An 11,177-nucleotide genomic window follows, 5' to 3' on the forward strand; every position below is an offset into this window, starting at 1 on the left:
TCAATGTCTATTTTAACAAAAATTACTATTAAAACCGAATAAAAAGAAGAAAGAAGAAAAGCGCTTGACAAGAGCGGTAATTCTAGGTAGAATTTGATAGTTGCATTAATGCATGCGGCTGTGGCGGAATTGGCAGACGCGCAGGATTAAGGATCCTGTGTCCGCTTTAGGACGTGCGGGTTCGACTCCCGCCAGCCGCATAATGAAACGTTGATATATCAGCGTTTATAGCCATTTGGTAGCAAATTGGTAGCAACTAATGAGAAAGCACTCAGACTTAACTGTTTGAGTGCTTTTTCTTTTAAAAATAAATATCCCCTCTTTTTAAAACTGATTGCCAAACAATAAAGGCCACCCCAACCAAAAATTGGGGTGGCCTTTTTGCGATTAATTTTTTAACGATTTAGGGTGTCTAATTCTCGGCCTTCTGATTCTTTACAACCATCATCTTATGGGGAACACCAACATCCAAGAAGGTCTCACCATAGGCCTCAAAGCCAAAGCGCTCATAGAGACCAATAGCATGTTCTTGCGCTTCGATTTCAATCTTATCCTGATCAAAGCGAGCAGCCATTACGTCCATCAACTTTTGAATCAACGCTTTGCCGAATCCCTTACCGCGAGCCTTTTGAACGGTTAACACCCGACCAAAAGTCACAGTGCCCTGGTCTTTTTCGAAAATACGTGCATAAGCGAGTAGCTCGCCGTCTTCTTCATAAAAGACGTGCAACGCCGTTAAATCCTGCTCGTCAACGTCTTGATACTCACTGTGCTGGTCAACGACAAAAACGGCAATCCGAGCACGGTACATTGCCCAAATTTCACGATTGCTGAGTTCATCAAAGGTCTTAATGTGCCACATAAGTCTTCTCCAATTTCATAATTAAAATTTTATTTAGCTAGTAAATTTTCAACAACCTGTTGAACCTTTTGCCAGGCAAAATTTTTCGAATCAATTAATTCAAAGTGGCCAACATTAGGCAACTCAATCAAATCGACTGTGTCGCCTAAAGCCTTAGCCTTCTTATAATATTGTTGACTTAATTCTACAGGAACCCTATCGTCGGCTATTCCATGAATCAAGACCGTTGCTACACCTAGTGGCAACTGATTGATTGGTGATGCGTCACGATACCGAACCGGTTTTTCCTCAGGCGTTCCACCAATAAAATCAGGAACGGTATCAGCCATATTACTTTCCTGTTGGTCAAGCCACATCGCCGATAAATCGGTTACACCAGCCATGCTAACCACACCGGTAAACTTAATTTTAATCGCTTCACCAAGAGTGTCTGTAGTGTGTTGATAGCGTGAAGCAGCCCACAAAGCCAACTGACCGCCAGCCGAATGACCAATCACAACCACTCTATCCAAATCAAGCGGATAGTCGATTGCAATTTTTGCTAAATAGTTAATCGCATCCGTCACATCTAAAAATGTTTCTGGATAACCACCAGCAGACTTGCCAACTCGGCGATACTCGATATTCCAAGTGGCTACTCCTGCATCAACTAATTGCTGATCTAATGGAGTGAATTGACTCAAATCGTACTTATCTTTCCAAAAACCACCATGAATCGAAATCACCACCGGCAATTTTTGTTCGAACTCTTTGTCTGGCAAATTTAATACAGCAAATTGATCTTCAGCTGTGCCATAGTTGAACGTCTTTTTCACAATTTCCCCCTAGAATATTATTTAAATCAATCACGATGAATTATCGTATTGCTATTCTATTCTTTTTGATAAAAACTGTCTAAAAAATTTTCAGATAAAAATAAAAAAAATGTAACTTAAGAAAGTTACATTTTTGAATAAGTACTGATGATGCCGACGAAAGGCATTTAAAAAGCTGTTATAACAACATTCCAACGTGTTTTTATCACAATTTTATCACATTCAACTAAAAAACAGCCTAAATCGACTGCTTTTCGTTGTCATATGGAAGTCGACACAACAGTGCCCACAGCTAATTATATCAAAAAAGACGGGCGCACGTCTGCGTTTTACCCCGTCAATTCCGCTATCCAACTGCGTACAGCCCGAGTAGCTTTCTATTAAATTTTATCATATGTACGCCCCGAAGGGCTTAGATTATTCGTGATTCCAGAACTTGTCAGCATCAAACCAGATGATACCGTTTCCGTCCAAGAAATCAATTCCGACGGCGTTAGCGTTAACGCTATACTTATCAATCGTTCCTCGCTGATATTGTGACTTAAATCGTACTGTGGCCCCATCATTAAATGAGCGTCCATTTGGATCAGATAAATCATCTAACAACTTAGTTGGAATACCATTATCTTTCCAAGCAAACGGCACTGCAGACAGTTCATCTGCGCGTGACTGATAGATGCCATATTGCAATTCGCAAGTGTTGTTGATAAATGAACCCTGCAACACGAAGCGGTCGCCCCCTGCTTTGAACTTATCAATGGCAGATAAACCTGTTGAGGTTGGTTGTACAGTCGTCGCTGATTGCGTTGGAACTGACTGACCTCCATTGTTAATGGCATTTGCCTTATCCGCAATGTCTTGCAACTTGTCCTTTAGCTGGCCTGGGCAGGCTGTGCTAATGAAATCAGAATGTGGGAACAAATTCTTGTATGGTACAACTTGGCCGAATCCGTAACGCTTAGCAATGTCAGCTACCAACTTAGCACTCGATTCAACAGTGGCCTGTGAAATGTCGTAAGTTGGCGCACCGTTGATATTGCAATGTTCAATGCCAATTGAAGTCAAATTGGCATTCCAATCGCCCGCGTGCCATGCTGTGTTCTCTTCGTCTACATAGGAACGAATCTCTCCATTTGGCCCAATACCATAGTGAGCCGAAGCTGGGCGACTGTTCCAAATGCCAGGTACTGAATCATAGTCAGTCGTGGCCATGTGGTGAATCACGATTTTATTAACTGAATTACCCTGACGTCCCTGAGTGAAATTAGGGAATGACTGGAATCCATAAGGTGTTGCTAATCCTGATACTGTCATGTGTATTCCTCCTTATTTAGTTGTAGTGGCGTTCAGCTGTGCCACTGCTTGTTCGATAACTGCTGATAACTGTTCCTGTGAGAACTTGCCTGTCAGCTTGTTAGCGGCCAACCGAGTCGCTACATAGTCAACGGCTTGTTGCTTCTTTTGAACGCCTCCTAGGTCACTCTTTTCCAACAGGGCAACAGCTTGGTCTGCCCATGTTAGTAGCAATTGCAAATTACCGTTCTTAGTTTTGGTGCGCAGCCAACGAATCAAAGCGTGTTCCGCTGGCGCTGCAATGACTAACAATGTTCCTGCTAGAATTGATACGTCTGTTAATGTCATATTCTTTTCTCCAATAAAAAAGACGGCTAATTAGCCGTCATTAATTCATCTATCTTGTTCGTCAAGCTGCGGACTTCGATCCGTAACTCTCGATTCTCATTCGTCAGATTTTCGTTGTCTGTCCGTAACTTCTTGATTTCCATATTCAAATCGCTAACCTGTAACGAAAGGTCTTTTACTAGATCACTTTGTGCCTTGAACATGGCGCTTAAAGTATCATCGTGTTTCTGATTCGTGTCTTCCTTCTTGCCATTCCACCCAAAGTAAGCGGTCGCAATCACACCCAATGACCCCATCACGCCAATGATCACGCTTGAATAGTCAATAACGGCCACCGCCTTTCAACTTGTGTCGAGGTTCAATCCAAGCACTCAGAAAAACATTAATCGTGATGATACCGAAGATAAACGGAATGATTGTCACATTATTAGTCACAAAATCACTTAAAGCATAGCTGACTGTCAACATCGTCCAAAGACCACCGGACAGTGCAATCAACACTAGTCGAATTCGATGCCAATAAAAATCCCACAAAGAATTAACTAGAAGCACCACACCAACTGTCAAATATAACAGCCCAAATGGCGCATCATCTAGTAAACCCAAAGCGGGCGGCAAACGAACATCTAATTGTTGATAGTGCAGCATGACGATGATTCCGACAATAATTTCTTCAATTGCAATGGTGACCCACTGACGATTTTTCCAAAAATGTCGTTTCATTCAACCTCCAATCTTACCCGATAGGATGCGGCTAGCTTCTTCCTGTGTCACCCAGTGAATCTCTACCGCCAATTGGATAGCTGACCGGTCCCAATATTTAGGATACATTGATTGCACAAACTCAAACATTTCAGACATTATGGCCCTCCTTTGCTTCAAAGGCTTTCACTCGAGCCGTTAAATCAGCATTACTTTGCATTAGTTGCATGACTTTCATCGCTAACTTAGCCAACTGCTGGTTTTGGTCAACCTGCTGACTTGTATTCGACTTTTGGTTGTCAAGCCATTCATCCAACGACTGCCCTTCCCACTTTTTAAGACTTTCGTTCCACTTGGGTAATCCTTTAAACCCATTTGGCTCAACTGTTGTAGCATTTTCTGGTGCTTCTTCTTCGTAACGAGCACCAGGAATCAATTCTTTCGTTTCTGAATCGTATAAAAAATACCATTTCTTCTGTGCCATGCTTGTCTCCTTTCTATTCTGGCAATGCATCTAGCGTTGACCAAGAGCCAATAATTCTAACTTGCTTATCATAATCGGAATTCATCGTATTCCATACACCACCGTTATACATTGAACCATCTGCCCCAACTGTAATAAATCCAGGCTGATTTCCTACATAAATTAAGGCTTGTGTTTCATGTTCCGGACGATAACCTAATGGGACATTCGCACCAAATGGCGCCCAGCCATCAATCTTGACGTTTGCATTACCTGTCGCAACTATATTGATAGTGTTGTTCACACGATAAAATGAAATGGTAAATCCTTGCCAAGCTTCGGCTGTAGCTTTATATTGGCGCATTGAAGTCAGCGATCCTGTCGCTTTCAAATCTTTCACTTCCATGCTACGACTAGAGCTAGTCAATTCATTAAAATTATCATTAATCGCTTGCGGACCATTGTCCATTCCTTTAAAGATTTCTTTCATTATCTCCCCTTCTTTCAATTGTTAACGAATCCCCCAAATTAATGTATAATTTTTAATTTCCGGAATTACAAAGTTTCCCCACTGGTCTTGTGATAGCTCAATAGGCTCAGGATTTTCGATCGTTGCGCAATAGACGTGACTAAATTTAGAGTTAAACTTAGCCTGCTCGTTGTAAACAGGTTCAGGTAGCTTTCTATCAGCGTTGGCGTCTTGCCAGTCGTTACCATTTAATCCCTTTGTATTAATGATCGAAGCAGAAGTAACCCAAGAGTCACTATTCTCAATTACAGTATATTTAGTGTTATCAACATAATTCTTACTATTTATATTAGGCCTGTTTAGCGTGAAATAATCAGTCGGATTATTGATTGATAACTCATGGTGATAAGCAACCATGAAATCATATTGCTTGGGCAAATAATCAATCAATTCTTGAGTCATTGATACATCTGAATTTGGGAAATACTCACGACTTAGCATGTGTTCGCCCATCTCCAAATGAGTAGCACCGCCGGCTATAATGACATCGTTTAACAATTTCACGCCATCGGTGTTAAATTGATAATTCGTGTTCCACCAGTTCTTATTCTTGTGAATATAGGCTGGGATGATTAGCCCAATGTCACTTCTAACATTCCGCATTTGGCGGATTTTTTGGTAGATTTCATCATAAGTTTTCGCCTCAAAATCCCACTGTTCGCTGTATAAGTAATTAACAGACTCACCGGCTATTGGATTAAATCCATAAGTGGCTACTGCATTAACACCCAGTTGCTTATCATTGCCAAAATAATCTCTTGCACCTTTGACAAAATATTTATATCCGACATTCGCTAACCAATTACTATCAACAACATCAGCGTTGAATGGATATTTAGAACCAAAATCTCCCAACGTGTCAATGTGCCAACCATCGAACGGTAAGGCATTGAATACATCCTGCCATCTGTCAAAAATCAATTTCTTGGTATCGTCATTTAAGAAATTTAGAATGTATAAGTCATTCTTGAACATAGGGTGAGGTAGACGATTAACTGTGACACCATCAGGATTATGTGAGGTAGTCTTGTTGTCGTATAAGAACGACCAGTCGTTTAAACCGTTAATATTCTGATTGGTACTTGCCCCATACATTAACCCATAGGCCATTGAACGCATGTTGCGTTCCTTACATAATTCAATATATTTTTGAATGACGTCCAACCGTGTTGGCCGATTAGCGAAATCAGTCCAATAAGCTGATGGTTGGTTATGGTCCCCGGTATAAAGTGGAATATCGTGATACTCGAACCAGTCATAATATTGAACGTAGTTAATATGCAAGCGGCTTAAGTATTCAATAATCTTTTTTTGAGCGTTTGGGTCGTAATTATCGTATTTCGACAAAAATCCCATGATAGGAAACACACCTGGATTACTGTTGACATTAACAGCAATATAATCGCTAAACACAACATTGTCATTGTTGTCTAAATTAGAGAACTTAACAAGATACTGGGCATTGTCGTCGCCATTTACCTGCCATTGATATTGGAAATTATTACCGTAGCCGAGCACGTCTTCCGAACCTAAATTCTGTTCGTTCCTAAATTTAGTAATACGAATCTTGGCAACGCTTTGATTCAATGTAAGGTTGAATATAACAACATCATTCGGATTATAAATAGCCTTGTCAGTTTTTAAATTTGAAAACTTATTAGCTAAATCTGCACTGTTTGTTTTTATTTCAGATTTTTTTGCAAAGTCACTCAAATCAGGCTTATTCGTTAGCACTTCATAATTAGTGATTGGATAGAAACGCTGGCCATCGTCGTCTTTCAAATAGCCATAATCAATGTCAGTCATCACTCACCTACCTTTCCTAACTTCTCCAAATTGGCATTTGGAACATGAATCCCCTGATTAGATGAATCAAGCGTGAACTTCAATGTCTTAATCCCATCAATCAAGTACCAGCTATTATCGTGTTGTTCTAATTCACCAGACAACTTGTAATCCAGCGGAAGAACAACTTTGATGGTGTTAGCATCTGAATAGACTACATTACTGGCTACTGATACAGGATTAGTCCCACCGAATAATCCATCTGGTTCTGTCCCGAAGCCATCAGGGGCTGTTCCAATTGCCCATTCATAGCTGAATACAGACACAGCAGGCATTCGATTCAAATTGTGCTTAATCGTCACCTCAAATCCTTGTGGCACGTACTTAGATAGCAAAGTTTCGATGTTCTCAAACCGTTTGTCCAGCACATCAAATTGTCCATATGTCTGGCTGTTTCGTGCATCAATCACCTCGCTATCTTTGGTTGCGCCACTTAGTAAACCAGTAAATCGACCCTCTAAATCCGTCTGCCTTTTTTCGACCTGTGACTGACGACTAGAATTACTATCAATCAATTCTTTATTGCTGTGCCACTTAGTGGATAGCCATTCAACGAACAAAGCCAACGCTTCTCGTGTATCAGTCCCCCACTGCTTCTCACGCAACCATTTAGCCAACGTCCGACTGTTACTATCGACAACGCCGCTCTTAATGTCTTGCGAAAACTCGTTATCACTCGGGATATGAGTCGGGTCTCGGTACTGATCGCCGTTACCAGCCTGTGGCGTAGTATCCACGAAGCCATTATCATTTGCCATTTTCTACTCCTTTCTTAAATACTGATTTTTAAATCTGTCAGAGTAATTCTTACTCATGTCCACGTTACCATTAATACCGATCACCGAACCTGAACTAGTGTATTGCCACAAGTCATAAGCATGGTCTGGTGGCGTTGAACGATAGGCTGGAATCATAATTGAACCAGCACGACTAACGTTCAAGTTGAACGAGTTGTACAACTGATTGGCAATGTACAGGACAATCTTGCTGTCTGGTACACCCAAGCTGTTTAACTTATTCATATAGGCCTCGACAATGCCACACATATTGCTTCCAGTGGTTTCTTCCACGTCAATCATATAGAAGCGTGGTTGCTTGCCGTTGCTTGCCTGCTGTGTCCTTGTATAAAGCGCCTGTGCTTCGTTTTCAGCACTAGCAGTATCACTAGCAGTCATATATGAATAAACGGCGTAATTAGCGCCTAGATTGCCTAATGCGGACAGGTTTCGTTGATACTTCAAATCAGCACGATTAGCACCGTACTGCACTCTGACAATTGCCAACGCTAGTCCTGCACTGTTGACCTTATTCCAGTCAATATCACCTTGGAACTCGGAAACATCAACAATCGCACCGTCAAAGAATTGTGACTGTTGTGATTCAAGTTCTTTCAGCCGTGCTTGTAAATCAGCAATCTCTTTATCCTGTTCGGGAATACGATTAGTCGCTTCTAACAGTTCCTTAATTCGATTCTTCAAATCATTAGCAGTCTGTTGAGCGTTCTGCCGTTGTTGCTGGGCATATTGCATAGCCGCCTGATAATCTAACTGGTACTGTGATAGCGTCCGATTCTTCGTTCCAATCGTAAGTGACATCTTATGTGGCTGAGTGATGTCCAACTTCTTCGCTACCACTTGTAAATCTTCCACAAGACCCAAGAACTGGTCATAAATTGGATAGAAATTACCCATCTCAAATGACTTATATGTTGGATCTAACAAAGAAATATCAACCACATCAACCGACCACGTCAACAAACCGACTCGCTGGTTTTGCAAATATTCCTGGCCTTTGCTCTTCAGAATGCTAGGAACTTTTACATTGGTCCACTCAACCGCCTTCTGAATAATGCCAAAGCGTCCAATTAAGGCCGTGTCGTCTAGGTATCGAATACCATTATTGACTGATTCAATCGTTGTTTTAGGCTGGGCAGCGGCTGTATCATCACTAGACTGCTGAGTATTTTCCTGTTCAATTGGCGAACCGATTGGTACTAGGCGAGTGATAATGTCTCGGACATCATATTCACGCTTGGCACTTTTCAAGTTTTTACCCAACTTGATTGGTGTGTCGATATGTTCGCCAACGCTGGCTAAATACTCCAACACCAGTTGGCCATTACCGTCACGGTGCCAAATTAAAAAGCCGCCTAAGCGACTTACCAATTTATCTTTAATTGTGTCAAATGTATCCTGCGCATCGTCTGTATAACGATAGACATTATCAGTGCTGTTCGTCACAGTCACTCTACCGAGCTGGAAACGTTTGTATGGCTCTACCTGTCGATTGTGTTCATCTACAATCATCTGCAAGAAATCTCGAATCGTGGTGTCTTGGACTTTCCGATAGACTTGCGTGCTGTCATGCAAAAAGGCCAAACAGTCCTCGCATTGCAAGACTTGCGTATGGCTACCGCTGAAAGAGCCGTCAATCTTAACTACACGGCCGTCAAAGACGACCTTGCCCGTATTGGTATCAACTACCTTCACGAGGTTAGCAATCGCTTCTGACTGACGATAGAGGCTGTTCTGCATCGTGATTGTAAATGAGGCTGTTGAGATACCGTTGAACTGCATATCCAACTCGCCTGATATGGCCTTATTACCATAGTTTCGAGGCTCATGTAGAACCTCACCGACCTGGTCATTGGCGTTCTTATATACAATTACTCGGTACATTAGAGCAACACCTCACTTTGAATCACAAATCGAACTGTCGCATTGCCCTTAATCGTCACATGATTATTGCCCCGTTCTAATGAGAACAGATAATCTTTCGATTTATCAGGACTGAACAGATACGAACGACCGTTCTTGATAACCTCGATATTGTCACTCGTCACCACTGTTGGACTAAGGCTATTCTCACCAACGTTCATTAAATCAAGGTCACGCTTTCCGTCAATCTGGTACGAGAATGGCTGAATGAAATCGTTATCAAAATCAAACGTGTCCCAGTCATCATAGTTGTCAATGCTACTGTTGTTCTTGATTGCGAACGGGTATAAATCAAATTCGATACTCAAGACTAACTTGTTGTTAGCTTGGTCATCATCAACCTTAACGCTCTTAGCCTTTCCAACCCAGTAATAGCCCTTGTCGTGGCTATCATACAAACGCTGGTCAAACGGTGCCATAATCATTCGCTTTACCTTGTTTTCAACTAATTTCCGTTCAGAATAAGACACGTTTGGCATAGTAAATTGATAGGTAATCGTACGCTGGTCATAAAACCGCTCTCCAGTGATATTGGAGAAATCAAGAATACCATTGGCATAACTCAAGTTCTCGGTAACAGTCTTCTCAGAAGGGGTGGGAGCTTCCCGCTCGACCAAATAAAACCCTTCTTCTTTAGAGTCAAACTGACCAAATTGTATTTTTTCAACAATATCAATCATAGTTGGTTACGCCTCCTATCAGTCATAATATCTCCCAACGCTCCATCATATCCATTGGCGGTGGCTCCAATCATTTGATTGCCGTTAATAGTTATAACTTGACCTTCACGAATGGCCTTAACTACCTCTCGCAACAGTCCATTGGTTGAATTATTAGCCGTCACTTCAATCTGGCTAACATTACGGCTTGTCTGCGTTGCGTTAGCGTTCAATTGCCCACTGAAGTTACTCTCCAAGTCATCAGCCATGCCAGATACATTGGATTGAACATCTTTGTACGATTCTTGGAGACCTTGATTAAGACCGTCCATGATGGCATTACCTGCTGGAATCAACAGGCGAGCATCATAACTAATTGGACCTTTGTGTTCCTTAATCCACTTACCAATTCCGCCAATGAATTTCATACCTGCTTCCCATGCAGACTTCAATCCGTCAACAAATCCATCAATAATTGCTTTACCAGCGTCAATTAATAGATGAGGGTTTTTAATAGCCTTAACGATGTTATCTAATATGTCCTTGCCAGCTCGTCCAACATTTCCAATCAAGCTAATTAATCCGTTGATGAAGCTCTTAATAAGATTAACTCCTGCGTTAAAAATGTTGCCAACGAATGATCCAATGCCGTTAATGATAGACATCACTAGGTTAGCAACTGCTCCACCTAATGCACCAATCATAGACAACAGCCCTTTAATTAGAGCCCACACCAACTGAACTGCTGCTACTACCAATGCGCCAGCTATTTGTAGCACACCTTGAACAATCGCAATACCAATTTGAATAATTGCCATCAATATTGTTGGCAAATTCTGAATTATTGCTCCAGCTAAAGCAATAACTATTTGAATAACCGCTTGAATAAGTAACGGAAGTATTTGGACAATTGCGTTAACTAGCGCTATAGCAATTTGAACGAT

The 11,177-nt window shown here is 41.4% G+C and carries 14 protein-coding genes and 1 tRNA gene; 1 reads left to right on the top strand and 14 read right to left on the bottom strand.

Annotated features, from left to right (window positions below):
- Positions 1-114: 114 nt before the first annotated feature.
- Positions 115-200: transfer RNA gene (locus tag AABI08_RS07760), tRNA-Leu, on the top strand.
- A 212-nt stretch (positions 201-412) separates the two neighbouring features.
- Here the strand turns inward: AABI08_RS07760 and AABI08_RS07765 are convergent.
- The 14 genes from AABI08_RS07765 to AABI08_RS07830 all read right to left on the bottom strand — a co-directional run.
- A complete protein-coding gene (locus AABI08_RS07765) occupies positions 413-862 on the bottom strand; it encodes a GNAT family N-acetyltransferase (RefSeq protein WP_338343543.1) in 450 nt (149 codons plus the stop codon).
- Positions 863-891: 29 nt separating this feature from the next.
- Complete coding sequence (locus AABI08_RS07770) at positions 892-1,677, bottom strand: alpha/beta hydrolase family protein (protein ID WP_338343544.1); 786 nt, start codon at positions 1,675-1,677, stop codon at positions 892-894.
- A 417-nt stretch (positions 1,678-2,094) separates the two neighbouring features.
- Entirely contained in the window at positions 2,095-2,991 is an 897-nt protein-coding gene (locus tag AABI08_RS07775; protein ID WP_338344660.1) for a peptidoglycan recognition protein family protein, read from the bottom strand.
- 12 nt (positions 2,992-3,003) lie between these two features.
- Positions 3,004-3,318 (bottom strand): phage holin, LLH family, encoded by a 315-nt coding sequence (locus tag AABI08_RS07780; protein WP_338344662.1) that lies wholly within the window; start codon positions 3,316-3,318, stop codon positions 3,004-3,006.
- A 26-nt stretch (positions 3,319-3,344) separates the two neighbouring features.
- On the bottom strand, positions 3,345-3,653 hold the full coding sequence (locus AABI08_RS07785; protein ID WP_338344664.1) for a hypothetical protein: 309 nt from the start codon (positions 3,651-3,653) through the stop codon (positions 3,345-3,347).
- Positions 3,640-4,041, bottom strand: a complete 402-nt coding sequence (locus tag AABI08_RS07790) for a hypothetical protein (RefSeq protein WP_338344666.1) — start codon at positions 4,039-4,041, stop codon at positions 3,640-3,642. The genes AABI08_RS07785 and AABI08_RS07790 overlap by 14 nt, the downstream gene beginning before the upstream one ends.
- Positions 4,042-4,179, bottom strand: a complete 138-nt coding sequence (locus AABI08_RS07795; RefSeq protein WP_338344669.1) for a hypothetical protein — start codon at positions 4,177-4,179, stop codon at positions 4,042-4,044.
- Positions 4,172-4,504, bottom strand: a complete 333-nt coding sequence (locus tag AABI08_RS07800; protein ID WP_338344671.1) for a hypothetical protein — start codon at positions 4,502-4,504, stop codon at positions 4,172-4,174. Before AABI08_RS07800 ends, AABI08_RS07795 begins: the two co-directional genes overlap by 8 nt.
- A 13-nt stretch (positions 4,505-4,517) precedes the next feature.
- Positions 4,518-4,973, bottom strand: a complete 456-nt coding sequence (locus AABI08_RS07805; RefSeq protein WP_338344672.1) for a hypothetical protein — start codon at positions 4,971-4,973, stop codon at positions 4,518-4,520.
- A gap of 21 nt (positions 4,974-4,994) precedes the next feature.
- Positions 4,995-6,818 (bottom strand): glycoside hydrolase family 66 protein, encoded by a 1,824-nt coding sequence (locus AABI08_RS07810; RefSeq protein WP_338344674.1) that lies wholly within the window; start codon positions 6,816-6,818, stop codon positions 4,995-4,997.
- The gene (locus AABI08_RS07815; RefSeq protein WP_338344675.1) at positions 6,818-7,615 is read right to left on the bottom strand and encodes a hypothetical protein; all 798 of its coding nucleotides are present in this window, start codon (positions 7,613-7,615) and stop codon (positions 6,818-6,820) included. Before AABI08_RS07815 ends, AABI08_RS07810 begins: the two co-directional genes overlap by 1 nt.
- Before the next feature lie 3 nt (positions 7,616-7,618).
- Entirely contained in the window at positions 7,619-9,535 is a 1,917-nt protein-coding gene (locus tag AABI08_RS07820) for a phage tail spike protein (RefSeq protein ID WP_338344677.1), read from the bottom strand.
- On the bottom strand, positions 9,535-10,254 hold the full coding sequence (locus AABI08_RS07825) for a hypothetical protein (protein WP_338344679.1): 720 nt from the start codon (positions 10,252-10,254) through the stop codon (positions 9,535-9,537). The genes AABI08_RS07820 and AABI08_RS07825 overlap by 1 nt, the downstream gene beginning before the upstream one ends.
- The coding region (locus AABI08_RS07830) for a phage tail protein (RefSeq protein ID WP_421823504.1) at positions 10,251-11,177 on the bottom strand (927 nt) is incomplete at its 5' end. The genes AABI08_RS07825 and AABI08_RS07830, both read right to left, overlap by 4 nt.

Origin of the sequence: Fructobacillus evanidus (assembly GCF_963580165.1) — a bacterium.
GTDB lineage: Bacteria > Bacillota > Bacilli > Lactobacillales > Lactobacillaceae > Fructobacillus > Fructobacillus evanidus.